This window comes from Geovibrio thiophilus, from assembly GCF_004087915.1.
Classification (GTDB): Bacteria; Chrysiogenota; Deferribacteres; order Deferribacterales; family Geovibrionaceae; genus Geovibrio; species Geovibrio thiophilus.
Genome location: NZ_CP035108.1, coordinates 1,511,363 through 1,535,342, shown reverse-complemented (window position 1 = coordinate 1,535,342; position 23,980 = coordinate 1,511,363). Strand labels below are relative to the sequence as shown.

Below are 23,980 nucleotides of genomic sequence, written 5' to 3'. Positions count from 1 at the left end.
CCTCAGTTATTTTCAGCATTTTATGAGTCCGAGCATGTCCTCGTGAACAATCCCGTTGGACGCTATGATGAAGTCACCGGTAATGCGGTGCTTTTTACCGTCCAGTCCGCTCACCTGTCCGCCCGCTTCCTGAACAACGCATATTCCGCCTGCCACATCCCACGGCTTAAGGTTAAACTCGTAATAGCAGTCAAAGGTTCCTTTAGCAGTATAACACAAATCCAGCGCCGCAGAGCCTGCCCTGCGTATCCCTCTGGTATTGCTGAGAACCTTGCCCAGCATGGAGAGAACATCCGGACATCTGCTTTCAACAATAGAGTAAGGGAAGCCTGTGGCGATCAGCGACTTTTTTGTTTCCTGTGTTTCTGAAACACGTATGCGCTCATTGTTCAGGAACGCACCCGCTCCCTTCTCAGCGCAGAACATTTCATCCATAACCGGATTGTAAACCAGACCGCGCACAGCCTCGCCATTTTCATAAAAACCGATGGAGACGGAAACAAACGGAAATGAATGCACAAAATTTGTCGTGCCGTCTATAGGGTCGATATAGATTGCCTTTTCCGGCTCCTCTCTGCCTGTGGAGGACTCCTCGCCTATTATCACATGTTCAGGAAAAAGGGGCGAAAGTTTTTTCTTGAGAAAGTTTTCCACCGCCACATCATATTCGGTAACCAGATCTATACTCCCCTTGTATTTAACGTCCTTAGTCTTTTTAAAACCGTCTTTTATAATTTCACCCGCTTCGAGAGCGGCTTTAATCAACTCTTCCATGCTTCCTCCTGAAAATTTTAATAATTTAACACTTGCAGAAATCAAACCTTTCCGCTAATTTCTCAAATCTGTTATTGACGGGGGATTATTGCCTTGACCAGCGCCGGAAACTACATCGACATAAGCAAACTAAGCTTCAATGTATCCATAGAGGAATGTTTCGCCAATCTGAAGCCGCACCCGAAGTTCTCCGGATGCACCTTTGACAATTACATACCGGATGAAAATTACCCCTCTCAGCACTATATCAAAAATCTGCTGAAAGAAACAGCCGAGATCATGAAAAAAAAGTATGAAAAGCCTGTCAAAAAAGGATTTTCGTTCTTCAAGCCCAAGCCTGTGTTTCAGAAACCTCTCAACATCTATATAGACGGCAGCTACGGAATCGGCAAGACTCACCTTCTCAGCGCCACATATAACATGACGGACATGAAAAAAGCTTTCATGAGCTTTTCCGAGATGAACTACTTTTTCCATTACCTCGGCGTTGAGAAATGTATTGAGGAATTTTCCAAGCTTGATCTTCTTCTTGTGGATGAGTTTGAGCTGGATGACCCGGCAATGTGTCTGATAATGGTGCGTTTTTTTAAGGAAGTTAATAAAGATACGCTGATAGTCACCACATCAAACACACTTCCCACCGAGCTTGGAAAGCTCCGCTTTCAGGTGGACAGGTTCGAGAAGGAGATGGGCGTGATAGCCTCGTCCTTCAAAACCGTCGTGGTTGAGGGTGAGGACTACCGCAAAAAGCATAAGGCATGGAAACGGAACGTATCCACGGAATCATTCTTTGACGCTTTTACAAACTGTATTTGCGAATCCAAGGCGAAAAGCCGCACGGATTTTGACAAACTCATGAAGATCCTTGAGGACAATCACCCTTTCAGGTATTTCATGATTCCCTCAAACTGTGAGGCGATTTTTATTGACGGACTTCTGCCGTTTAAGGAGCTGAACAGCGCCCTGCGCTTCAACCACCTTATAGATCACTGTTATTACTACAACACGAAGCTTTTCATAAAATCTGAATATGAGCTTAAAGATCTGTTCTCGGCGGCTATGCTGGAATCACCCTTTGAAAAGAAGCTGAAGCGCTGCCTCTCAAGGCTGGATGAGCTTGCGGTGTTCTACAGAAGCTGAAAAGCACCCGCAAAACACCGCCACGTTATCTCATGAATACTTCTCTATCATAATATTCAGCTTGCCTATGAAGTTTTCTATCTCCGACTGAAGAGCTTCAAGCTCGTTCGCGGGGTTTTCCCTCTTCTCAAGCATATGTTTTATCTTTTGCGCAAGCGAGTGAATGCTCCTGTGCGGAGCGTCCAGAGCGGCAAAATCGGGATCACGCCCGAATTCCTTCTCTCCCTCATTTCTGACGAATTTTGTAAAGTCGCAGTCCTCAAAGGATTTTATCTCCACACGTCCGTTGTACATATATCCGTGATAAACAGATTTCATCATAAGAACATGGCTCGCCTTGGCGTGGATGAATGGAATGATTTTAGCGTCCAGAGTAAACTTTTTAAGCTCTGATTCGGATTCGTCAAGCTGCTGAACCACGATTTCGACACCTTTAACCATCTTGTCGATGCCGCCGGAGTTCATTTCGCTCATTTTCGCCACATCTTCGATATTAACAGCTATCTGCGAAGTAGCCGCCGACTGCTGCTGAACTGCGGACGCTATGTGCATAAGGAGCCCGTTAAGCTCATCCACGGAAGCCTTGATGTCCATGAATTTCTCATTGGCGGTAACAACCTTGCTCCCCTGAAGATTTACTATCTCAAGGGCTTTTCCGGCGTTGTTCACCGCTGCCTGAACCTTTGTCTGCATGGAGCTTACAACATTTGTTATATCAGCCGCCGAATTATGTGTTTTTTCAGCCAGCTTGCGCACCTCGTCCGCAACCACGGCAAAGCCTCTGCCCGCTTCCCCTGCCCTTGCCGCCTCTATCGCCGCATTCAGCGCAAGAAGGTTTGTCTGCTCTGTAATATCCGTGATCACTCTGACTATTTCGCCGACCTCAACGGAGGATTTCAGCAGTTCCTGCATCTCCTCGGAAAGTGTATTCACAAGTCCGCTGACGTTTGAGGCAAGCTTAGTCGTTTCCTGCATTGCGATGCCTCCGTCTTCGGAAAGACGCAGTGTTTCATCCGCTTTTGTGGATGAATTCTGTATATTCTCGGCAGAATCTCTCACAGAGGCGCTGACCTCCTCACTGGCGGCAGCCACTTCCCCCGCGAGGCGGAGAGTCTCGTCATTCATCTTCTTAATCCGCATAGCGGAAAGGGAGAGCGGAAGCACCTGCTCCATAACATTTGATATGGATTTGAAGGTTCCGGTTATGTCACGCCCGATGATCTCCATGAATTTGTTGTATCTGGCGGCTATTTCACCCATTTCATCGCGGGAGGAGATGTCGGATTTGAGGCTGAGATCCAAGTTTTCCGAAGCGCATACGATCGTGTTCTGGAGTTTGTCCACATTTCTGATAACGAGTTTATTCACAAGGAAATATATTATGAAAACCAGTAACGTACCGCAGATAAGGACGAAAATGTCGGATATATATGACATGCGCTGAACACTGATCAGAGCATCCCGTTTAAGCTTTACGAGATAGTATGAGTTTACAGTGTCCTCCCGCCAGTCTGTATGGCAGCGCAGGCAGTAGCCTATGGTTTTAACCGGAAAATGATAAACCATGTTGCCGTTGTCGGTGAAGCTTTCCTCATGCTCGGGGTTGAACTCATGCTCAACCTTCTGTCCCACTTTCTCAGGGTTTGAAGAGTAAGCCACAAGTCCGTCCGTATGAACAAGGGAAAACTCGGCGACATCGTGATACTTGCCGATTTCAGCAATCATATTTTTGAAAACGTGCATGTTACCTTTCTTGAGAGAATCGTAAGTGGACATGAAGATCATATCCTTAAGCTGGTTCATGTAGCTTGTCAGCGCTGTTTCGACTCTGTGGAGCCTTATACTGTCCAGCACGAGAACTCCGAAAACAGTGATCGCCACCAGAAGCGAGGAGGCTATTGCCATCTTAACCTTAAGGGAAAGCCCGTCCAGATAATATATTAAACTTTTCATGCTCATTTGCGTCCCCTCTTCTCGGAGTACTTTTTAAAGTCGCTCCACGGAACATCCTCAACATTCTTGGCTTCAATGTATATATCAGATGTAAAAGGCCATTTTTCGTTAACGCAGCCTATACAGGGAGCATTGCTCTCCACACAGACATTAACACTGCCGTTCCAGCGCCTTGTGGGGCAGTCCGCCTTGGTGATGGTTCCTCTGCACCCTTTTTTAAGCAGGCAGGCGTGCTTGTCCTTGTTGAAGTCGTCAAGGTAAATATCCTGCGAAAAATACTGGAATCTGGTGCAGTTGTTGTGAATCAGCTCACCGAAATACTGTGTGGGTATGCCGTCCTTCATAGCGGGAAGCTTGCCTGTGGCGATCAGATAGGCGACAGTGCCCATGAACCTGTCGGGCTGGATGGGGCAGCCGGGAATCTTGACAACGGGCTTTTTTATGCCCGCCATGCTCATATATTTCTCAACGGAAACGGCGCCGGTTTCATTCATGCCGGAGGCGGGTATTCCGCCGAAGCAGGAGCAGGAGCCGCAGGCAATAATTGCCGATGCTTTTTCCATATGCTTTTTGAGCTCGTCATAAAGAGTGTGCTCACCCAGCATGCAGGCCTTTTTCATCTTAACCGGAATACTGCCTTCCACGACAAGAACATGACCGCCCTTTTCCGACACTGAATCCAGCATTTTCAGATAGCTTTCACCCTGACTGAAGGAGAGATTCGGGTGAACCTGAAGCCTTATCAGCTTCATTATGAAATCTATGAAGTTTGTCTCGTTGCCGTATGTGAGCGAGATTGAGCAGCCGGTGCAGCTCTGCCCCTGTATGAAGGATACGAGAGGTCTGTTTGAAGCGGCTATCTTCATGAATCCTTCGGCAATGTCGGCACCGAATATGTCCGCACCGAAAGCCATGACTGATATATCTCTGCATCTTTTAAGAAAGTCTCTTCTGCTTAACATCAAAGCACCTTAATGAACAGAGCAGGCTGTGCAGGGGTCGAAACTGCGCACAACTCTGCCCACTTCTACGGAACCGCCCTCGCCGCCGAAGCGTACCGGAGTTCCTGTTATAGCTTTTTCGACCACTCCAGCCCTGCCGTCAGCGGCGGGACCGAAGTTCCATGTGGAGGGAACAATCATTTTATAATCCGTAACCTTGCCTTTGTCCGCCGTTATGTGGTGCACAAGTGCCCCTCTGGCGGCAACGGAAAAGCCTACACCCTGACCAGTTATCGGAGCCTGAAGATCTACAGGACGGATTGTGGGTTCATCCAGCCTGAAATCCTCTGAGCGCTCAAAGAGATAATTGCAGAGTCTTACAGATTCGTAGGCTCTGGCGAGTATTCTGGACATAGTTGAGGAGGTTACGCCTGAGCTGCCGAACCTCCCGAGAAGTGATTTGAAGCCTGCGTCATTATTGACAGCAAACCTTGCCACCGGACCCACCTCAAGGGGAAAACCTTCATATCTCGGAGCCTTTATCCAACTGTACGCTCCTTTTTTATTTTCATCTGGTTTGCCGGAATTATCATAGAATGAGGCGTTAAGAAGCTCCTTCACCTTTGAGTAATCGAAGTTTTTCCTCTCACCGTTTATTATCACACCTGCGTTAAAGAGGCTGGCGCCTTTCGCGTTTTTGAAGGATGAGTGAGCATAGAATGCGTTGTACGTCTCGCCTATTTTAAAGTACTGAGGATAGCGGCGGGCAATCTCCAGAGCGTCCGGCAGAAAGGAGTTGTTTACGAAATCAGCCGTTTTCTCAAGGACATGATAGTATTTCATCAGTGTATCGGCGGTTATTTCCGTGGTTATGCCGCCCGGAAGAAGCGCATGGATAAACGGAACCTTACCACCGAGAAGAGCAAGCCCCGAGGCAGCCTCACTGCGTATCTTAAGCGCCTCGAAATAATGGAGCGTCAGCCTGTAAACAGCGTCCTTATCCTTTATATAATCGCCTTCTGCCGCTCCGCCTATGAAACCCGTACCGGAGTTTCTTATCCATCCTGCTATCTCTTTCAGGCGGGTGTCACTGCCGCTGTAGGTTGCGGCGACCGATAAATCGGCGTAATCAGGAAGACAGAGATTATAAAAATGGAGCAGATGATCCGTTACTATATGAAGCCCTAAGATCATATCCCTGAGAACAAGTCCGTTTTCGGGCGGAGTAACCTTATAGATCTCTTCAAGAGCCATCACAGAGGAAACCCCGTGAACCTCGTGGCATACACCGCAAATGCGCTGGGCAATTCTGGCGGAATCCACGGGATGCCTGCCCAGAAGCATCCGTTCAAAACCTCTGTACATGTTCCCCGCCACACGTGCGCGTGTGACAACTCCTGAATCAATCTCTGTTTCTATTTTAAGGTGTCCCTCTATTCTGGAAACAGGGTCTACGGATAAAATGCGAGCCATTGATCCCCCTTGTATTTCTGATCATCAATCATGGATGAACATTATTTCATTTTAATTAATAAAAATTTGAAGGGAATTTAACAAAAAGGGAAAACCTCTGTCAATATATATATTTACACTCCTTATAGCACCTATTTGATAAAACAATGTTTAAATTTGTCAAGAGGACTGACCATCATACCCAAAAAATATAGTGTGTTAATTCAGTCACTTATGATGTGTGTACTAATAATTCAGACTTTTCAGGTTATGTTTAGAAAGCAAATGAACAGGAAAACATATAAAGGCGTTATACTTATTTTTTAGTATATATTGTGCATAAAACAAGAAGCATATGTTGTTATAAATACAATGATAACATGAGAATATGATTAAAAACCACGGTTTGCGGGTTTCCATGGACGCAAATCCGCCGTGCGGCGAGAGCGTGTGCGTCAAACAGACAGGATGCGTATTACAGTGTCACTGCGAGGAGCACGGCGACGTGGCAGTCTCTGAAACTCCGTGCGGGCGGGTTCATTCCGGCGAGGGCGTGTACACCAAACAAAAAGGATGTGCAGTTTGATATTATCAGATGAGTGATTGCTTCACCCTTTCAGGGTTCGCAATGACAGCAGTTTATGTCACTGCGAGGAGCGAAGCGACGCGGCAGTCTCTAAATATACTGACGTAAACAGTCCCACGGACGGGACTGCGCCGTGCGAAGCGAAGCCGAACCAAGTTCGGCGCGAGCGTGTGCGGAAAAAACACAGGATGTAGTTTTTGGAGCGGCAGGACAGATGCTGCGCCGTGCGAAGCGAAGCCGAACCAAGTTCGGCGCGAGCGTGTGCGGAAAAAACACAGGATGTAGTTTTTGGAGCGGCAGGACAGATGCTGCGCCGTGCGAAGCGAAGCCGAACCAAGTTCGGCGTGAGCGTGTGCGGAAAAAACACAGGATGTAGTTGGAGCGGCAAGACAGATTGCTGCGCCGTGCGAAGCGAAGCCGAACCAAGTTCGGCGCGAGCGTGCACACCAAACAGACAGGATGTGTTGTTCGATGTTATCAAGTCAGATGGTTTATTTTGCCTGTTTTTCGAGATGTTCCTTCAGCCCTTCGGTTTTGAGCAGAATGCCGATAACCTTGGCTTCGCCTTCAGGGCACTCAAGGTAATGGGGGATGCGTGAATTAAAGGCGATGGAATCACCTTCTTCGACTTCAATTACTTCATTGTTCAGATAGAGATTAATCTTGCCTCTTTTCAGATATATATATTCATAGCCTTCGTGGTTGAAGAGTTTTTTATCGCTGCCCGATTCCTTGATGGTGACCATGTATATCTCAAGGTTTTCAAAGCCGTGCACCTTAGCCAGCTCCTCGTAAATATAGCCGTGCTTTACACCCTCACGGAAGATAAGTTTGCGGTCGTTCCTTCTGACAATATGATAATCGTTATAATCTATTTCCTCTTCAAAGAAATAAGTCATTTTTACGTTCAGAACCTTTGCAATTTTTGAGAGAGTATTTATGGGAGGAGTGACAACATTGTTTTCTATCTGAGAGATAAGAGCCTTGGAGAAACCTGTGTATGAGGCGACATCCTGTAGGGTAAGACCTCTCTGGTTCCTGATTTTTCTGACTCGCTCTCCGATTTTAATGACTTGCTCTGCCATCTCCCACCTTTGCTCGTTAAATTTAATCAACCTTTGTTAAGGTATATTTAAAACATGGACAATTGTCAACTATTATCATGAGAAAAATATAAAACAGACTTACATAATATACTCAAAATCTATGTCAGCTAAATAAAAATGTGAAAAGCCACTTCCATTGTTTCGTAAAGTATGAGAATATGCACACAGATTTCAGACAATTTCAAACCGCTCATTCTGCGGTGCCGCTTTTAGGGAGGCTTTTATGAAAGCTTATGACGTTCTTTTAATAGATGACGAAAAATCCTTCACAGATACAGTTAAAGCCGAGCTTGAAAAAGCGGGCATAGGAGCCGCCACGGCAAACTGCAAGGGCGAAGTTTTCTACTGCCTTGAGAAAAAACATCAGGACGGGGAAAACTTCTACCTCATTGTGATGGATATGCACTGCAAATTCATCACTCATGAAGAGCTGAAGAGCGTGATAAACTCTCTTGACGGGGTTATGCCGCATGTACTTTTTGCAACTGGAGCTGACAAAATGCTCCAGAAAAACATCGGCGGGGATGCGTTCAAACCGAAGCTTCTGCTCGAACGCATGCTGAAAACTCTTCTCAATCATCCTTCCATGGCGGACAAGATAAATAACAAATGCTGCTAAAACTCGGCGACTGTTACCGCCTGCCCGCCCTCTTCGTTTGAGGCGATAGCGTATTTTTTTACTCTGCGGTCGTTACGCATGTATTCATGCAAGCCTCTGCGGAGCTGCCCTGTTCCTCTTCCGTGCACTATGTATATCTTGTCGAACCCGCTCAGGAGCGATTCGTCCATAAATTTATCAAGCTCGTCTATTGCTTCCTCAACCCTCCTGCCCACAAGCAGAATCTCTCTGCGCACGGCAGGGGCGGCGTCAGTGCTGAGCTTAACGTCCCTCACCCTTTCCTCTTCCTGAAGTTTTTTTCCTATGATGTCGGCACGCTTCATCTTTATCTTAAGCCCGCCCAGATCAAGAGAAACGGTGCTTCCTTCTATGGCTGTAATTTTGCCGCTCTTCTCATACTTCTCAAGAAAGATAATGTCACCCACCTGAATATCCCGCACAGGTTTAAGTTTCTTTTTGAGAACGGTGAGCTTTTCGGCAGATTTCTCCATTCCTTCAAGGGCTTCGGTCTTGTCTATTTTCCCCTGCTTCTCTCCGGCCAGACGTTTTGCGCGCTCAAAAAGCCGCATCGCCTCTTCCAGAAGCTCTGTTTCTTTTTTATCCAGTCTCTGCTTAAGAGCCTTTTCCTTCTCCTCAAAAACCGCCTGACGCTCAAGGAGCTCCAGCCTTCGCCCACGGTAGGTTTCCTTCTCTTTTATCAGCTCTGATTTAAGCCTGTTAACCTCCTCTATGCCTATTTCAAGAGAGTTTTTAGCCTCTTCGATAAGCTCTTCCGCACGCCTCACAACGGCTTCGGGGAAGCCGAGGCGCTTGGAAATAACAAGGGGGTCGGATTTACCTGCAATACCTTTCTGGAGGCTGTATTTCGGCTCAAAGGTTTTATAATCGAACTCAACGGCGAATATAGCGGAATCAGTCCTTGAAAGAGCAAAGTTCTTTATCTCCGCAAAGTGTGTGGTAATAAAAGTAACCGCTCCTTTTTCCGCCAGACTTTCACATACGGCAACGGCTATAGCCGCGCCTTCTCTCGGTTCGGTTCCCGTTCCAAGCTCATCCATAAGCACCAGACTTTTTTCATCCGCGGCGTTTATAATATCTCTGATATTTACCATGTGAGATGAAAATGTACTGAGATCCATCACCAGCGACTGATGATCGCCTATGTCCGCCAAAACCTTCTTCACGCTGTACAGCTTGGCGGATTTGCCCATGAGCGGCAGCCCGCAGGAAGCGATAATATGGTTAAGTCCCATAGACTTAAGAGCAGCCGTCTTGCCGCCGGTGTTGGGGCCGGAGATAACGCCGATGCGCTCGCCCTTCTCCATCCTTATATTCAGCGGAACTGACTCACCCTTCTTTTCAAGGAGGATGATCGGATGATGAACACGGTCAAATTCAAGCACATCACCGAAAACAGGCATGCAGTGCGGCTTTGGCTTGTAAAAGCGGGCGGTTTCCAGCAGGAACGCCACCTCGCCGTAGTTCTCTGTTGTGGAACGTATTTCTCTGCGTTTTTCATATATACTGCGGATAATAGAGCTGAGAATGCGGAAAATCTCTTTGCGCTCCTCAGCCTTAAGTTCGTGGTGAGTATTGTTCATGGAAACGGTTGATTCAGGCTCCACAAAGAGAGTCTGTCCGCTTGCTGAACGGTCATGAACTATGCCGTCGATGTACTGCCGGAAGTTGCTCTTACATGGAAGAGTAAAACGCCCGCTGCGCTCCGTTATGACAAGTTCCTGAATAAACTTCTCGGCGTTCAGGCTGTAAAGCACGGAGTTGAGGGCGTTGTGTATCTTCTTTCTCACCGACTGGAGCTCGTTTCTTATCTCCCTGAGTCTGGCGGAGGCATCATCACGTATGTCGCCCTTATCGTTCAGCACCTCGCCTATGGCTGCGGTGATGTCCGTAAGCGCTGACATGCCTTTCAGATAAGCCTTCATATGAACTGCACCGGCATCAATGAGCGCTGTCTTAAGTGCGGCAGCGCTCAGCAGAAACTTGCGTATCTCCATCAGTTCCTGAGGCTCAAAGAAAGCAAGTGGATCGTTTATGCGCGGATAAACCGCAAGGTAGTCTTCATCTCTCTGAATGCTTATGTTTATGGATTTCACAAGGCTCAATGCCTCTTCCATAACATCCTGACGCATTTTTACGGTTCCGTAATCCCCGAAGGGCTCAAGCTTTTCCAGCACGGCGGCAGAAAGGCTTGATATGAAGGAACCTCTGAGATACTGTCTGAATAAGGGAAACTCTAATGATTCAATATGGGAGTCTGTCAAAGTATTTCACCGGATTTACTGATCGGTCTTAGGAGCGAGGAGCTTCTCCGCCAGAGCGTCTTTTTCCTCTCTGGTCATGTCTTTTATTTTATCCATGATGTCGCCGGATTTTTCCTCTGCACCGTCCTTGATGTTTTCGGCAGATTCCCTGACCTTTTCCAGAGCCTTCTGCCCGGGGTCGCCGCCGAAAATATCAACAGGCTCAAGCTCTATCTTCTCCTCACGGAAAGGGTTTACCTGCGAGCCGCCGAACTTGTTCACTATGTCGTATATAACGGGGGAAAGTTTAATGAGAAAGCCGGAAACAGCGCCGCTTTCGGTTGTTTTCACAAATCCCGACTCCTTCGGCATGAAAGAGATAAAAGATGTGAGAATAACGGAAAGAATAACAGCCGCCTTGAAAGCGCCGAAAACCATTCCGCCGCCTCTGTTAACTTCCGAGAGGGACACGTTCTTTATGATTTTGCTTATGAACACGGCAACTATCATCACAATCAGGTATGCGACAACGAAAACAATCACAAAACCCAGCGCGCTTAAGGATTTCTCCGATAAATCGAATGATTTGAAAAGGCTTCCCACCGTCAGGGAATATTTATAAGCCGCAAGATAGCCTATTACTATAGCCGCTATGCCGAAAAGCTCGTGCACAAGCCCTTTTATCAGCCCGCGCACTGCAAAAGCGCCGATAATTATCAGCAGTACAATGTCAGTTATTTCCATCAAACACTGCCTTCACAAGCTCGTTGACAAGCTTGCCGTCCGCCTTGTTTTTTGTTTTTTCCATAACCTTCTTCATCACGGCGCCGAAGTTCTTTTTATCGCTCACGTCCACACCTTCGGCGGCTTCAGCTACGATTTTTCTTATTTCTTCCTCACCCATCTGGGCGGGCATGTATTTCTCAAGGAATGTGATCTCAAGTTCTTCCTTCTCGGCAAGCTCGGGTCTGCCGGCGTCTCTGTACTGAGAGGCGGCATCCCTGCGTTTTTTCACGGAGGAGGCGATTACCTTCAGCACGCCTTCATCGTCCAGCTCGCCTGCGGGTCTGTTATTGATCTCCACATTCTTAATATCCGAACGGAGCATACGCACCGTATCGAGGGCTATCTGGTTTTTCTCTCTCATATATGTTTTCATGTCATCGGTTATTGTGTCTTTGAGGCTCATTTTCAGTCTTTCTCCTTTCCTATCACTCTCGCCATCATAAAAAGCATGTCGGACAGCCTGTTAACATACTTTCTGACGACAGTGTCAAAATTAACATAAGCAGACAAAGTTATCAATCTTCTTTCATATCTTCTTGCCACAGTCCGGCATATATCCGCCTTGGACGCGTTGAGATTTTCCGAAGGTATGATGAATCCGTGAAGCTCTCCGGTTATGCCCTCAAACTCCTTGGTTTTTCCTTCCAGAAAATCCACCTCTTCCTGCGGAATCAGGAACCTTTCCCGTCCTTTCTTCGTGGCGGCGTATGAGTTTATGCGAAAAATTGTCTTCTGTATCCGCAGAATATCCTCGGCATGAGCGCTCACTCTCAGACGCAGTTCCCCGAGATTTGATACAAGCTCGTCTCCGGTTCCGAGAAACTCCATAACCGGATCATCCTTGTCCACTCTCTCCCCTGTGTAAAGAGAGGTCTGCCCTTTGTCTCCCGTCTTTGTGGTAACGCTCATGGATCTCTCCTATGTGCTTAAATCTTCCGCCATTTTCAGCAATGCGGCGTCGAACACCTTTTTCCTCCCTATTATTTCGGACAGAGGCATAAGCTCTATCTCTCTTCCGGTAAGTGCAGTCATGCAGGATGTTTTGCCGTTCATAAGCCCTCTCACCGCTGCGTCGCCCATTCTGGTGGCGAGTATGCGGTCAAAGTATGTGGGGCTGCCGCCTCTCTGTATGTGTCCGAGAACGATGATCCGTGTCTCGAATCCTCCGATAAGCTCAAAGGTTTTGCCGAAATCGTAAGCGGAACCGACACCCTCCGCCAGAATGATAACGCTTCTGGTCTTGCCTTCCTCGTATCTCTTCTTAATTTTGGCTATTATGCTTTCCAAATGATACGGAACCTCCGGAATAAGCGCAGTCTCCGCCCCGCCTGCTATGGCGGACATCACTGCGAGATAGCCGCAGTTTCTTCCCATCACCTCTATTATAAAGGTTCTGTCATGGGAGCTTGCGGTGTCGTTTATGGTGTCTATGGCGTGGACTATATTGTTCAGCGCCGTATCAACACCTATGGAAGTGTTTGTTCCGTATATATCGTTATCTATTGAGCCCGGCAGACCTATGACTTTCACGCCGTAGTTTTCCGCAAGGATTTTAGCTCCGGTGAGTGAACCGTCGCCGCCTATGACAACCAGCCCATCTATGCCGTTTTTTTCAAGGCTGCTGACAGCGAGTTTCTGCCCTTCCTCAGTTTTAAACTCCAGACATCTGGCACTTCGGAGGAATGTTCCGCCTCTGTAAACCATATTGGAAACATCCTTGCTGGAAAGGCTGCGCATCCTGTTTTCGATCAAGCCCTTGTAGCCCTGCTCGATTCCGAAAACCTCGATACCATTGGCTAGTCCTGTTCTCACAACGCTTCTGATGGCGGCGTTCATTCCGGGGCTGTCGCCTCCGCTGGTCATAACGGCAATCTTTTTCATCGGTTCACACCATTATCTTTTTTTATAGGGGATGGGATCTTCGTAACCCGCCTGCTTAAACCCTCTCAGGCGCAGGAGGCAGCTGTCGCACTCGCCGCACGCCTCATCCTCGCTTTTATAGCATGACCATGAAAGCTCAAGGGGCGCGCCGAGTTCCTTGCCCAGTTTAACTATATCGCATTTTTTCATGGAAATGAGCGGAGTTTCAATTTTAATTTTCGTTTCAGGTCTGGTTCCGGCGTCTATCGCCGCCTCGAAAGCATCGTAGAACACCCTGCGGCAGTCCGGATAGCCGCTGCCGTCCTCCTCCACTGCGCCTATAAAAATAGCTGAGGCTTCAAGAACCTCCGCCCAGCTTGCGGCGATGGAGAGTATATTCGCATTGCGGAAAGGGACATAAGTCTTCGGTATCCCCTGCCTGTCCAGCTCGCCCTCTTCAACCTCTATGGCGTCGTCAGTGAGCGATGAGCCGCCTATCTCCCTGAGATAGCTGATGTCCACAACAAGTTTTCTTTTTATTCCGTAAGCCAGACAAAGAGCCTCAAAGGCTTTAGATTCCCTGTTTTCTGTTTTCTGACCGTAATTTACATGGAGAAAGCAAGGCTCGTAATTCTGTGCGGCAACAGCGGCGGTAACACAGCTGTCCATGCCTCCGCTTACGAGAACAACAGCTTTTTTCTTTGACATATTAAGCACTTCCTATTTTGATTTCAGAGTGTACACTCCGTCCCAGTCTTTTTCGGGCGGCTCCTTAAGGAAATCCGCGCATCTTTCCGCAAAAACCTCTGAAGGACCGTCTGAAAATTTTTCCGCTATGTCACGAAAAATGGCAAGCGCTTCATTGAAATTCATGTTGAAATATTTATCAAGGGCTTTTTCAAAGCTGTCTTTAATTTCCCTGTTCTCCGGCGTGTCAGCCATGGGCTCGAAAATCTCCACCGGCTTGTGCTTGCCCTTCACCCGCACTTTGTCCAGCACACGGCATATCAACGGAAGCGTGAGTCTGTTTCGGGTAAATTCGCTGATCACTATTCTGTTTTTGTACTGCTTGCACAGTCCTTCCAAACGGGAGGCAAGGTTAACGCTGTCGCCTATCGCCGTGTACTCAAAGCGCACCTTTGAGCCCATGTTGCCCACGACTACTGTTCCGGTGTTTACTCCTATGCCTATGTCCACCACAGGTATGCCCTCTTTAGCGAACTCAGCGTTCACCACTTTCAATGTTTCCAGCAACTCAAGAGCGCTTTTCACAGCCTTGTCGGGATGATCCGGCACATCAACGGGAGTGTTGAAAACTGCCATCATCGCATCGCCGATGTATTTATCAAGCATGCCTCTGTTTTTGAGAATGACGTTTGTCATCGGATCAAGAAGCCTGTTCAGCATGGATACAAGCGCAGTAGGGGTAAGACTTTCCGAAAGGGTTGTGAACCCCCGTATATCGGAGAAAAGAATCGTAAGATCCCTTTCCTGACCGCCAAGCTCAAGCCCGTCGGGATTATTTAGTATCTCCTCCACAAGCTCGGGTGAAACATATGAGCCGAAAGCCTTTTTCACCTCAAGGGCATGAAGCTCCGTCTTGAAGAAGGCCACCGCCTCAGTACCCACGATCATCAGCACGGCAGGGAACAAAGCGTAGAACTCTCTCAGCCATATATTGAAATAGATGAAAACACTGTAGGAAACGGCAAAAACCGAACCCAGAGCCAGAACATACAATGACCACCGCAGGTACTGCTTTTTTATGAAGCTGAGAGCAAAGATGATAATAAGCACGGGGATAATAAGCATATAATCCCAAGCATTGTGCCACTTGATAAGATGCCCCTGAAGCAGGTTGCTTATCGCTGTGTAATGGAGCGACACCCCGGGGGTGATTGGGCTTATGGGTGTGGGACGCATATCGTAAACAGCCGTTTCCGTGACTCCCACGACGACTATCTTATTATCGAAGAATTCAGGCGGAATCTTGCCGGAATAAACATCATACGCAGAGACATATTTTACATCATCATAGTAATTGAGCTTAAAGTAGCTCTGGTTATTGAAAACTATATCGCCGAGAGCAAACTTCTTCACCCCGTTTTTATCAATTACAAGCTCCACATCCTGATTCAGGTAATAGCGCAGCGCCTGAATCCCCAACGGCGAAAACAGATAGCCCTTGTGGATGTATGTTATGGGGTATCGTCTGTAGAGACCGTCAGCGTCGGCTTCCGTGTTGAAGTAGGCGCATGTCAGCCCCATGTGGGCTATTTCGTCTATATTTACTTCGGCGAAAGGAAATTCCTTAACCGCAGTGGTGTTGTCCAGCATCTTGAATGAGAGATAAGCGCAGTCCTCAAGGGCATATATGGTGTCCTCAGTGGTTTCCTGAGTGGCATCATCCCGCATGAAGAAACCGAGGACAATGTTATCCGCATCCAGAATCTTTTCCGCCAGATAGTTATCACGCTCGGGCTCCGTGTGTTCGGAAAAAACAATATCCAAGGTGACCACGCCGGCGTTTCGGAGATTGTAGAAAAGATCCCCTATGACATCCCTGCGCCAAGGCCAGCGCCCCAGCTTGTTTACGCTGTATTCGTCCACGGTTACTATCACCATGTCCTCATAGGGCTTCGGTGTCATGCCGACTGCGGAACGGAAGTGGAACTTACCGTCTTCAATACCGAGAGCGAACTTGTCTATGAACCCGGGCTGAAAGCCGAAAAGAAGTGCCGAAAAAACAAGAAAACCGACCAGAAGCCCGAATTTATAATTCCTTAAGAATGATGGAATAATCTTCATAAGCTACCGCCGGTTTATGATTTATTGGGGAGATACTGCTATTTCATAGTCTGAGAATTTTTCCACTTTGAAGCCGCCCCTGCCGTTTATTGAGGTAGCAAGGTACAGCGATTTTTCGGGATAAGTAACCGCAAGGGCGTCAACACCCTGATCCTTCACCTCAAGCACCCAGCTTGTGTAGGTGAGCATCTGTTTAAGCTGCATGAGCTTATCTATATCTGTCCTGCCCATGAGCCGGACAGTGACCATCCTGCTGTTCGCGCCCTGCATTTTTTCCATCACTATGCCGACAAGGGTATTGGCAACGGAATCACGGAGATTTTCCGTCATCCTGAAGGTTGCGTCCTCAATGGTTGTGCCCTGCCCTCTCACGGGGATGTACCCGCTGGCGAGAATAACCCTGTTGCCGTATTTCTCGGTTATGAGCCTGTAAGTGAGCCTGCCCGTTACAACATTAAAAGGCAATGAGACGCCGTAGCCTATGTCCGTTCCCTGCTGTGCGGTAGCGGTGGTTTCAACTTTGCCGATGAGAATAGTGTTGGACAGGTTTTTGAAAGCGGCATTTCTCAGCGCGAGATAATCGTTCGACTTCATGGCTCTTTCGAGTTCCTTCACTCCGAAGCCGTTTCCGCCCGCCATATCCACTACTTCCATATTGCGTGAGGTGAGCTCGTTTATCACATTCTCTGAAAGAGCGCTGGATTCCTCAACCCTGCCGTTCGGGAAAACAACAGGCAGCATAACGGAGATGGTCGTATTTTTGGATACCACACCCACAGCGCTTTCCGCCTTTGTTTTCTCAACCATGGCGGAGATCTGAACTCTGTATATGGAGCTGTCCTTCTCTTCTCCGGTTATGTTAAAGCTTTTGATAACACCCTGAACCTCGGTTTTGATGGCTTCATCCACAAGCACGGCGTTCTGGAGTATAGCATCTGACTTGACTTTGACCCCTGCGGCTTCCTCAAGGGCTGCCCATTTTGCTCTGGCTATGGCGATTGTCCTTGCCGAAGCGGTGTCACCGCCCGTTATATCAGCCTCACCTATGGCACTGACCTTTACAGGCTGGGCATAAACAGCGCCGCACATAAAAACGGCTGCAAGCAGCATAATCAGTTTTTTCATACAAACCTCGTTTGAGCAATTTATTTGAGAAATGCAAATACAATTTTAACATCCGTTCCGGCTGAAAGCAGTCTTTTCAGTTCATCGGACGCGGTTTTGCCGAGATAAACATCCGTGTAAGAAGCCACTCTTTCAGCGTTCAGAGAAAGCGGCTTACGTCTGCCTTCCTGAAAAAGCAGAGTCACAGCATCCGGCATATCGGTCACATAAACCGGATGACCGAAGGCTCTGTTCCATATCTCCGTTCCGTCAGCGGCATATATCCTGTTCATAAGAGCGGGAACGAATACGCCGACAGCAGCGTTTATTATCACGGAGTCGTATTCAGCGGCAGTGCCGTCCGGCTCTGATTTCACGGCAGCGGAGGACTTCTCTGCCAGAATCTCAAGCGGATCAATCCTTCCTGTTAAACAATAATAGCCTTTTTTCTTCGCTTTGTCGTAAATTCCTTTGCTCTTACATGATGAAAGAGAGGAGAGCAGCTCCCTGAAAACATGCTCCGATTCATTGTCAAAAAGCGCCGCGTCCTCTAATGTTCTGAGTCCGCTCACGGGAAGATCGGAGAGTATGGCATGGGCTTTTTCCTCAGCCTCTATCCTCGCTCGTCTCAGAGCGTCATTTACTTTCAGCCCTTCGGGGGATGAACCGATAACGGTGATCCTGCCGCTGTTGAGTATATCAAGATGACTGAGAGTCTCGGGCGGAAATGCACTGTCCGCTCCGTAGGCGGCGGTCGAAAATATGAACAGAAAACACAGAAGCAAATTCTTCGGATTTATGGCTGTTCCTCCCGCTGGGCTTTTTATGATTTTAACTTTGATGAAAAGACTTAACAAGGTAAAAAACACATTTGAAAGGAAACCTGCGCGGAGCGGATTAAACTTTTATGAAAAGAAAGAAGAAAACCGAATTTCAGCATCCGGTCTTCTTCCTTTAAAGGTTATTAAAACATCTTCTTGAACATGCTCTGACCTTCAAGCTTTTCACGCTTGATGATAGAGCCTGTTTTAACTCTGGCGAGGGCTTCGGGTTTACCGTCTATTTTAGCCCATGCCTGATCCTGAGCTATCTGATCGGAGATAGTCAGCTCCACTGGAATTTTTGCCATATTGCATGACTTCTGCCCTGTAAACGGATCGGAGATTTCTATGAATTCGTAAGCCTCAAGCTTCTCCCCTGATTTTACTCCAGCGTCGCTGCCCATGTTAACAAGAGCGAGAGTCTTATTGCCTCGTATCTGCTTTATGTAGCCTTTTGGGGAAAATCTCTGGGAAAGATCGGGCTTAACATCGTCTATGGCTTCGCCCATGGCTTTTTTAGCGGCTTCTGCTATGAGTTCGGGGTTAAGACCCTGCCCTCCGCCCGCAACTTCGCGACCTTTGACTTTAGTGTTGATTATAACCTGACCGGTTTCAACTTCGATCATCTTTACAGTCATTTCAATATTGACGATCCAGCCTGTCTGGGTATTAGCGGCGGCTTTACCTAAAGCAAGAGCAAGGTTAGCCCACGCATTGCCGGTATCAGAGGTTTTATTGTTGTCCGGAGCAATGTATTTGGCGCTTATGCTGTCCACAGTGCCTGCGAAAATATACTGAACGCCGGCAAGCTTGCCTGCCCTGACTGCTGTATCAGGATCGGCTATTGCCATTTGAAATTTCTGTTCGCTGAGTATGCTTTCAAGGCTTGATCTGTCAAAGATGCTCATTCCGCCTATGTTAGCCACAATGTTTTCCGTCGCTGACTGGGCGTATTCGCCTATCTTCGGCGCAACTTCCCTCATGTAGGTATCAACCTGACCTGAAGACGTAACATCAGTCTTGGAAGCTCCCACATGACCTACTCCGACTGCTCCGGGAGCAACAACCACTCCTGCAACGCCGGCACTGGTGCGCTTGGTTGTGGACTTGCCCGCGAAGCTTGTGTTAGCCGCAGTCATTTTTCCATATGAAGTGTTGTTCATAAACTGAGCGACAGCGACTCTGGGCTTGTCAAACTTGTAATAACTTTTGCATACTTCGGGGATAACAACCATCTCTGCATCTGCCGAGCTAACCTGAGCAGACATCGGATCCACATTGGGTCCCCCTCCTGTACAGCCCGCGACTGCCGCCGCAAGGGCAAGTAAAATAACTCTTCTCATCACCACACCTCGAATTGAGTAATGATAAATTTTAACATGTTTCCTGTTTATGCAACGGAAAATTATGTATTCAGGCTAACTTTTTTTGCCAAGAACAGACATAACCTTCTGAAGGTCATCCCAAGCCGGCTTTTTCATGTTCGGACTGCGGAGAAGATAAGCAGGATGATAAGTCGGCATGACCATTATTCCGTTCATATCAACAAATTCGCCCCTTATTTTGGAAATGCTCGCCGTGGTTTTAAGCAGGTACTGAGTTGCCACGCTGCCGAGACAGACAATGACCTTCGGCTTAACATACTCTATCTGACGGTAAAGGTACGGGATACAGGCTTCCGCCTCCTCTCTGAAGGGAGCTCGGTTATCGGGCGGACGGCATTTGACTATGTTAGCGATATAAACTTCCTCACGCTTAAACTGCATAGCCTCAATCATTTTTGTGAGCAGCTTACCGGCTTTACCCACGAAAGGCTTACCCTGCATATCCTCGTCATAGCCGGGTCCCTCGCCGATAAACATCAGATCGGCGTTTTCATCACCGTCGGAAAAAACTGAGTTTGTTCTCCCTTTGGAAAGTCCGCATTTCTCACAAACGGCGACTTTTTCCGCAAGGGTTTTCATATCGTCCTCAGTCTCCTGTTTTGCGGGAACGGCAGGTTTCAGAATGTGGCTGACGCCGTATATTTCCTCTATCGGGTTTTTGCCGAAGGAGCTCATTTCAGAAGCCCTGCCGCGCGTATAAGAATCATTTCGGCAAGCAGTTTTTTGGAGCCTTTACTGAAGTGTTCGGATGAACCGTCCGCGAAGAAGATCTCCGCCTCATTGTCATCAGAGCCGAAGCCTATATCTTTTCTGGAAATATCGTTTGCGACAATCATATCCAGCTTCTTTTCATTAAGTTTCCGGATCGCGTTTTTATTGAGGTTTTCACTCTCCGCAGCAAAACCGCAGAACACCTGAGAGTGCTTTTTCAGAGGTGCGATCTCTTTTAAAATATCGGGATTTTTTTTCAGGCGGATAACAAGCTCTCCGTCATTCTTCTTGATTTTCTGCACTGCGGCTTCTACCGGAGCATAATCCGCCACGGCAGCGGCTTTTATGAGAATATCGCATGAGCCGACATGTTCCCTCACGGCGTTCAGCATATCCTCTGCGGATTTCACATAAACAGTGTCAAACTCTGAGCAGTCAGCGCTTATGCTCCCTGCGATCACCTTCACCTCGGCCCCGAGTTCCCTCGCCTTTGAGGCAACTGCGAGTCCCATTTTACCGCTGGAGTAGTTGGAGATGTAGCGGACAGGGTCAATAGGCTCGACAGTGGCTCCGGCTGTAACCAAAACACGAAGACCCGCAAGCGGGCGTTCCCCTTCTATAAGCCTGAAAAGCTCCTCCGGCTCCTTCATTCTGCCCTTGCCGCTTGTTCCGCACGCAAGTTCGCCGCTGTCCGGTTCTATGATGATGTGTCCTCTTTTCTCAAGGGTTTTGAGATTTTCCTGAGTAGCGGGATGATTGAACATATTTGTATTCATGGCAGGAACAAAGATTACGGGTTTTGTATACACCAGCAGAGTGGACGTAAGAAGATTGTCAGCAATGCCGCAAGCCGCCTTTGCTGTAAGATTAGCCGTTGCGGGAGCAATGACAAATTTATCCGCCCAGCCTGCAAGGTCAATATGTTCAATGATTTCCGGATCAAGCCCCGGATCAAACTCACCCGTGTAGGCTCTGTTTCCGGTTACAGACTCAAAGGTAAGCGGAGTGACAAATTTTGAGGCATTCTCGGTAAGGATCACCTTAACGTCATGCCCTTCTTTTTTAAACAGCCTGCAAAGGGTGGGTATCTTGTAGCAGGCAATTCCTCCGCTCACTCCGATGAGAATGTTAGCCATCTGTCTCCTCGAAGTCTATTGCTTTCTCGATTATTTCATCAAGAGCGTTAGTTGTAACTTTGTGGTATCTCTCAAGCTTGGCAGGTATGTCACCGTCCTTCATTCTGTTAAGCTGTTTCGCGCGGATGCCGGCAAGTCTCACAAGCTTAAAGCGGCTTTTCATCTTGTCATCCTTAATTCTCTTCTCAATGTCGAGCATTGGCATAAAATCTACTCCTCCTCTTCCATCAACTCGTATATGTCCCTGACATCTTTTGTCCTGAGATGTTCGGCAATATAGACTGATTCAAGATGTTTGTATGCTTCTTCAAAGTCTCTGTTCATTATAATATAGTCATATTCGCTGAAAAGGCGAAGTTCTTTGCGGGCATTATCAAGGCGAAGCCGCATAACGTCTTCCGGTTCGGTTCGGCGGTTTCTAAGGCGTTTTTCAAGTTCCTTAATACTGGGAGCGGTTATGAATATATATACGCCATAGCCGAGAGTGGCTTTAAGCTGACGTGCGCCCTGCGGATCTATATCAAGCAGAACGTCGCCGCCTTCGTCTATTATGCCTTCAACAGTGCGTCTTGAGGTGCCGTAATAGTTGCCGTGCACCTCAGCCCATTCGATAAATTCGCCTTCATCAATCATGCGTCTGAACTCAGGGACATCAACGAAGAAATAGTCCGCCGCGTGCGCTTCATCAAATCTGGGTTTTCTGGTGGTGTACGAAATGGAGTACCGAAGCGCCTTGTTGTTTTCCAGAAGCTTACTGCACAGGGTAGTCTTGCCCGCTCCGCTGGGAGCGCTCACCACAAAAAGCTTGCCCTGCCTGAATCTTTTTCTGTCATACAATGTTCTGCACCTGCTCGCGGATTCTGTCAAGCTCGCTTTTAGCCCTGACAACATTATTGATTATGCCTATTTTACTGCTTTTTGAGCCGATTGTATTGAACTCCCTGTTGAACTCCTGACAGAGGAAGTCCAGCTTTTTGCCGCAGGCGGTTTTGGAATTCACTATCTGCCGCATATGCTCAGCGTGGGCGTATATCCGGGTAACTTCTTCGCTTATATCGCTTCTTTCAGCGTAAAGAGCGGCTTCCTGAATTATCCTCTCGTCGGAGAAGCCTTCAGGCAGAAGCTCCCTGACCCTTGCCGTATACTTATCATACCAGTAATTATAAACATCTTTGCGGTTTTCATCAATCTCACGATTCATTTCTTCCAGAATCGCTATACGTTCAAGGAGATCCGCCTTAAGCGCCTGTCCTTCGTTCATTCTCATGGCTTCCAGCCCGTCAAGGGCTGCTTTCAGAGCGTCCATAAGCACCTTGCCCGCCGTATCGCCGAGGCTGTCGTCCTCTTCCGTCCCGATAACGTCAGGAAGGGAGATAACATGATCCAGAGAAAGGCTTCCGTCAAGCGAAAACTCATCCTTAGCGGCGTTAAGCGCGTTGATATATCCCTGAAGAAGTTCTTTGTTAAGCTTCGGCTTATACTGTGATTTTTTAAGACTTACATCAACAAAGACATCAACCTTCCCTCTTTCAAGGCGTTCCCTTATGAGGTTTTTCACTGAAATTTCGATAAAGGATAGATATTTGGGCATTCTGATGTTAAGATCAAGATACTTGCTGTTCACACTCTTTATCTCGATCTTTATATCGCAGCTCTCTGAAACGGAAATACCTTTTCCGTAGCCTGTCATACTTTTTATGCCCATGGAATTTTTCTCCTTACGGGTGTGGCAAATTTTTGATATTGAGTGTAAAATGATACAGAAATAGAATTTGGAGGTCAATATGTTTCCATCCTTAGGCGTGCTGGTGCTCTTAGCAGTCGTATTGCTGGCAAACTCTGTCAGAGTGCTTAAAGAATACGAGCGCGGGGTTATTTTCCGGCTCGGAAGATTTTCCGGCGTAAGAGGTCCCGGGCTTATCATCCTGATACCCGTTCTGGAGAAAATGGCAAAGGTTAACCTCCGTACGGTGGTCATGGACGTTCCTCCGCAGGATATAATCACAAAAGACAATGTTTCCGTTAAAGTCAACGCGGTTATCTATTTCCGGATTCTCAAGCCTGAAAATGCTGTTCTTGAAGTAGAGGATTACTACTACGCCACAAGCCAGCTCGCGCAGACAACCCTGAGAAGCATTCTGGGTCAGTTTGAGCTTGATGACCTTCTCTCCAACCGTGAGCAGATCAACGATGAACTTCAGACAGTTATCGATAAGCAGACCGACCCTTGGGGGGTTAAGGTCAGTTCCGTTGAGATGAAGCATGTAGACCTGCCCAGCGAAATGCAGAGAGCTATGGCGAAACAGGCGGAAGCCGAAAGGGAAAGAAGAGCCAAAATCATACACGCTCAAGGTGAAATGCAGTCTGCGGAAAAGCTCGCCGAGGCAAGCGAGATAATGTCCAAAAACCCTGTTACAATACAGTTAAGATATTTGCAGACACTCACGGAGATAGCATCCGAAAAGAACTCAACTATTGTGTTCCCGCTGCCTATTGATCTGATAAGCAAGTTTATGGATAGATTACCCAAGTAGGAG

General features: G+C 47.6%; 24 protein-coding genes. 4 read left to right on the top strand and 20 right to left on the bottom strand.

Translation table 11 applies throughout. The annotated features are described in order from the left end of the window. Positions 1–12 precede the first annotated feature (12 nt). A complete protein-coding gene (locus tag EP073_RS07300; RefSeq protein ID WP_128466501.1) occupies positions 13–774 on the bottom strand; it encodes an inositol monophosphatase family protein in 762 nt (253 codons plus the stop codon). Positions 775–867: 93 nt separating this feature from the next. Between EP073_RS07300 and zapE the strand changes: the two genes are divergently transcribed. Further along, positions 868–1,914, top strand: coding sequence for an AFG1/ZapE family ATPase (zapE, locus tag EP073_RS07295; RefSeq protein WP_128466500.1), 1,047 nt, complete (start codon positions 868–870; stop codon positions 1,912–1,914). Between the two features lie 30 nt (positions 1,915–1,944). Here the strand turns inward: zapE and EP073_RS07290 are convergent, their stop codons facing one another. From EP073_RS07290 to EP073_RS07275, 4 genes are all read right to left on the bottom strand, one after another. Further along, entirely contained in the window at positions 1,945–3,867 is a 1,923-nt protein-coding gene (locus EP073_RS07290) for a methyl-accepting chemotaxis protein (RefSeq protein ID WP_164885302.1), read from the bottom strand. Positions 3,868–3,869: 2 nt separating this feature from the next. Further along, positions 3,870–4,829 (bottom strand): hydrogenase small subunit, encoded by a 960-nt coding sequence (locus EP073_RS07285; protein WP_128466498.1) that lies wholly within the window; start codon positions 4,827–4,829, stop codon positions 3,870–3,872. 9 nt (positions 4,830–4,838) lie between these two features. Next, positions 4,839–6,281 (bottom strand): nickel-dependent hydrogenase large subunit, encoded by a 1,443-nt coding sequence (locus EP073_RS07280; protein ID WP_128466497.1) that lies wholly within the window; start codon positions 6,279–6,281, stop codon positions 4,839–4,841. Positions 6,282–7,337: 1,056 nt separating this feature from the next. Continuing rightward, positions 7,338–7,931: a helix-turn-helix domain-containing protein gene (locus tag EP073_RS07275; RefSeq protein ID WP_128466496.1), complete on the bottom strand. Its 594-nt coding sequence runs from the start codon at positions 7,929–7,931 to the stop codon at positions 7,338–7,340. A 244-nt stretch (positions 7,932–8,175) separates the two neighbouring features. Between EP073_RS07275 and EP073_RS07270 the strand changes: the two genes are divergently transcribed. Next, complete coding sequence (locus EP073_RS07270; RefSeq protein ID WP_128466495.1) at positions 8,176–8,571, top strand: response regulator transcription factor; 396 nt, start codon at positions 8,176–8,178, stop codon at positions 8,569–8,571. Here the strand turns inward: EP073_RS07270 and EP073_RS07265 are convergent. The 9 genes from EP073_RS07265 to EP073_RS07225 are packed head-to-tail and all read right to left on the bottom strand — an operon-like array spanning position 8,568 to position 18,175. Beyond that, complete coding sequence (locus EP073_RS07265; protein WP_128466494.1) at positions 8,568–10,853, bottom strand: endonuclease MutS2; 2,286 nt, start codon at positions 10,851–10,853, stop codon at positions 8,568–8,570. The two genes, EP073_RS07270 and EP073_RS07265, sit on opposite strands and share 4 nt — an antisense overlap. Positions 10,854–10,868: 15 nt before the next feature. After that, the gene (locus EP073_RS07260; RefSeq protein ID WP_128466493.1) at positions 10,869–11,576 is read right to left on the bottom strand and encodes a CvpA family protein; all 708 of its coding nucleotides are present in this window, start codon (positions 11,574–11,576) and stop codon (positions 10,869–10,871) included. Then, entirely contained in the window at positions 11,563–12,021 is a 459-nt protein-coding gene (locus EP073_RS07255; protein WP_128466492.1) for a GatB/YqeY domain-containing protein, read from the bottom strand. Before EP073_RS07255 ends, EP073_RS07260 begins: the two co-directional genes overlap by 14 nt. A gap of 2 nt (positions 12,022–12,023) precedes the next feature. Continuing rightward, complete coding sequence (locus tag EP073_RS07250) at positions 12,024–12,527, bottom strand: cob(I)yrinic acid a,c-diamide adenosyltransferase (RefSeq protein ID WP_128466491.1); 504 nt, start codon at positions 12,525–12,527, stop codon at positions 12,024–12,026. Between the two features lie 9 nt (positions 12,528–12,536). Continuing rightward, complete coding sequence (gene pfkA / locus EP073_RS07245) at positions 12,537–13,499, bottom strand: 6-phosphofructokinase (RefSeq protein ID WP_128466490.1); 963 nt, start codon at positions 13,497–13,499, stop codon at positions 12,537–12,539. A gap of 12 nt (positions 13,500–13,511) precedes the next feature. Further along, a complete protein-coding gene (gene queC / locus EP073_RS07240; protein WP_128466489.1) occupies positions 13,512–14,186 on the bottom strand; it encodes a 7-cyano-7-deazaguanine synthase QueC in 675 nt (224 codons plus the stop codon). A gap of 12 nt (positions 14,187–14,198) precedes the next feature. Continuing rightward, positions 14,199–16,286 carry a CHASE2 domain-containing protein gene (locus EP073_RS07235; protein ID WP_128466488.1) on the bottom strand — a complete coding sequence of 696 codons (2,088 nt, stop codon included), beginning with the start codon at positions 16,284–16,286 and terminating at the stop codon, positions 14,199–14,201. Positions 16,287–16,307: 21 nt separating this feature from the next. Next, positions 16,308–17,411 (bottom strand): hypothetical protein, encoded by a 1,104-nt coding sequence (locus tag EP073_RS07230; RefSeq protein ID WP_128466487.1) that lies wholly within the window; start codon positions 17,409–17,411, stop codon positions 16,308–16,310. A gap of 20 nt (positions 17,412–17,431) precedes the next feature. Further along, positions 17,432–18,175, bottom strand: a complete 744-nt coding sequence (locus tag EP073_RS07225) for a hypothetical protein (protein WP_128466486.1) — start codon at positions 18,173–18,175, stop codon at positions 17,432–17,434. Here EP073_RS07225 and EP073_RS07220 point away from each other — a divergent pair. Continuing rightward, entirely contained in the window at positions 18,153–18,371 is a 219-nt protein-coding gene (locus EP073_RS07220; RefSeq protein WP_128466485.1) for a hypothetical protein, read from the top strand. The genes EP073_RS07225 and EP073_RS07220 overlap by 23 nt on opposite strands. Here EP073_RS07220 and EP073_RS07215 read toward each other — a convergent pair. The 6 genes from EP073_RS07215 to EP073_RS07190 all read right to left on the bottom strand — a co-directional run bounded on the left by EP073_RS07215 (position 18,355) and on the right by EP073_RS07190 (position 23,148). After that, the gene (locus EP073_RS07215; RefSeq protein ID WP_128466484.1) at positions 18,355–19,554 is read right to left on the bottom strand and encodes a CsgG/HfaB family protein; all 1,200 of its coding nucleotides are present in this window, start codon (positions 19,552–19,554) and stop codon (positions 18,355–18,357) included. The two genes, EP073_RS07220 and EP073_RS07215, sit on opposite strands and share 17 nt — an antisense overlap. Before the next feature lie 75 nt (positions 19,555–19,629). Next, positions 19,630–20,271 carry a uracil-DNA glycosylase gene (locus tag EP073_RS07210; RefSeq protein ID WP_128466483.1) on the bottom strand — a complete coding sequence of 214 codons (642 nt, stop codon included), beginning with the start codon at positions 20,269–20,271 and terminating at the stop codon, positions 19,630–19,632. Beyond that, positions 20,268–21,443: a bifunctional phosphopantothenoylcysteine decarboxylase/phosphopantothenate--cysteine ligase CoaBC gene (coaBC, locus tag EP073_RS07205; RefSeq protein ID WP_128466482.1), complete on the bottom strand. Its 1,176-nt coding sequence runs from the start codon at positions 21,441–21,443 to the stop codon at positions 20,268–20,270. The genes EP073_RS07210 and coaBC overlap by 4 nt, the downstream gene beginning before the upstream one ends. Then, the gene (gene rpoZ / locus EP073_RS07200; RefSeq protein WP_128466481.1) at positions 21,436–21,648 is read right to left on the bottom strand and encodes a DNA-directed RNA polymerase subunit omega; all 213 of its coding nucleotides are present in this window, start codon (positions 21,646–21,648) and stop codon (positions 21,436–21,438) included. The genes coaBC and rpoZ overlap by 8 nt, the downstream gene beginning before the upstream one ends. A 5-nt stretch (positions 21,649–21,653) precedes the next feature. Next, positions 21,654–22,280 (bottom strand): guanylate kinase, encoded by a 627-nt coding sequence (gene gmk / locus EP073_RS07195; protein WP_241653975.1) that lies wholly within the window; start codon positions 22,278–22,280, stop codon positions 21,654–21,656. Beyond that, entirely contained in the window at positions 22,273–23,148 is an 876-nt protein-coding gene (locus EP073_RS07190) for a YicC/YloC family endoribonuclease (RefSeq protein WP_128466479.1), read from the bottom strand. Before EP073_RS07190 ends, gmk begins: the two co-directional genes overlap by 8 nt. Before the next feature lie 79 nt (positions 23,149–23,227). On the opposite strand from EP073_RS07190, the gene EP073_RS07185 reads away from it, so the two are divergent. Beyond that, positions 23,228–23,977, top strand: a complete 750-nt coding sequence (locus EP073_RS07185; protein ID WP_128466478.1) for a slipin family protein — start codon at positions 23,228–23,230, stop codon at positions 23,975–23,977. The last annotated feature ends 3 nt before the right edge of the window (positions 23,978–23,980 follow it).

Coding starts and splice junctions, on each gene's coding strand:
- EP073_RS07300 (WP_128466501.1), bottom strand. CDS start 774: ATGGAAGAGTTGATTAAAGCCGCTCTCGAAGCGGGTGAAATTATAAAA.
- EP073_RS07290 (WP_164885302.1), bottom strand. CDS start 3,867: ATGAAAAGTTTAATATATTATCTGGACGGGCTTTCCCTTAAGGTTAAG.
- EP073_RS07285 (WP_128466498.1), bottom strand. CDS start 4,829: ATGTTAAGCAGAAGAGACTTTCTTAAAAGATGCAGAGATATATCAGTC.
- EP073_RS07280 (WP_128466497.1), bottom strand. CDS start 6,281: ATGGCTCGCATTTTATCCGTAGACCCTGTTTCCAGAATAGAGGGACAC.
- EP073_RS07275 (WP_128466496.1), bottom strand. CDS start 7,931: ATGGCAGAGCAAGTCATTAAAATCGGAGAGCGAGTCAGAAAAATCAGG.
- EP073_RS07270 (WP_128466495.1), top strand. CDS start 8,176: ATGAAAGCTTATGACGTTCTTTTAATAGATGACGAAAAATCCTTCACA.
- EP073_RS07260 (WP_128466493.1), bottom strand. CDS start 11,576: ATGGAAATAACTGACATTGTACTGCTGATAATTATCGGCGCTTTTGCA.
- EP073_RS07255 (WP_128466492.1), bottom strand. CDS start 12,021: ATGAGCCTCAAAGACACAATAACCGATGACATGAAAACATATATGAGA.
- EP073_RS07250 (WP_128466491.1), bottom strand. CDS start 12,527: ATGAGCGTTACCACAAAGACGGGAGACAAAGGGCAGACCTCTCTTTAC.
- pfkA (WP_128466490.1), bottom strand. CDS start 13,499: ATGAAAAAGATTGCCGTTATGACCAGCGGAGGCGACAGCCCCGGAATG.
- queC (WP_128466489.1), bottom strand. CDS start 14,186: ATGTCAAAGAAAAAAGCTGTTGTTCTCGTAAGCGGAGGCATGGACAGC.
- EP073_RS07235 (WP_128466488.1), bottom strand. CDS start 16,286: ATGAAGATTATTCCATCATTCTTAAGGAATTATAAATTCGGGCTTCTG.
- EP073_RS07230 (WP_128466487.1), bottom strand. CDS start 17,411: ATGAAAAAACTGATTATGCTGCTTGCAGCCGTTTTTATGTGCGGCGCT.
- EP073_RS07220 (WP_128466485.1), top strand. CDS start 18,153: ATGAACAGAAAACACAGAAGCAAATTCTTCGGATTTATGGCTGTTCCT.
- EP073_RS07215 (WP_128466484.1), bottom strand. CDS start 19,554: ATGAGAAGAGTTATTTTACTTGCCCTTGCGGCGGCAGTCGCGGGCTGT.
- EP073_RS07210 (WP_128466483.1), bottom strand. CDS start 20,271: ATGAGCTCCTTCGGCAAAAACCCGATAGAGGAAATATACGGCGTCAGC.
- coaBC (WP_128466482.1), bottom strand. CDS start 21,443: ATGGCTAACATTCTCATCGGAGTGAGCGGAGGAATTGCCTGCTACAAG.
- rpoZ (WP_128466481.1), bottom strand. CDS start 21,648: ATGCCAATGCTCGACATTGAGAAGAGAATTAAGGATGACAAGATGAAA.
- EP073_RS07190 (WP_128466479.1), bottom strand. CDS start 23,148: ATGGGCATAAAAAGTATGACAGGCTACGGAAAAGGTATTTCCGTTTCA.
- EP073_RS07185 (WP_128466478.1), top strand. CDS start 23,228: ATGTTTCCATCCTTAGGCGTGCTGGTGCTCTTAGCAGTCGTATTGCTG.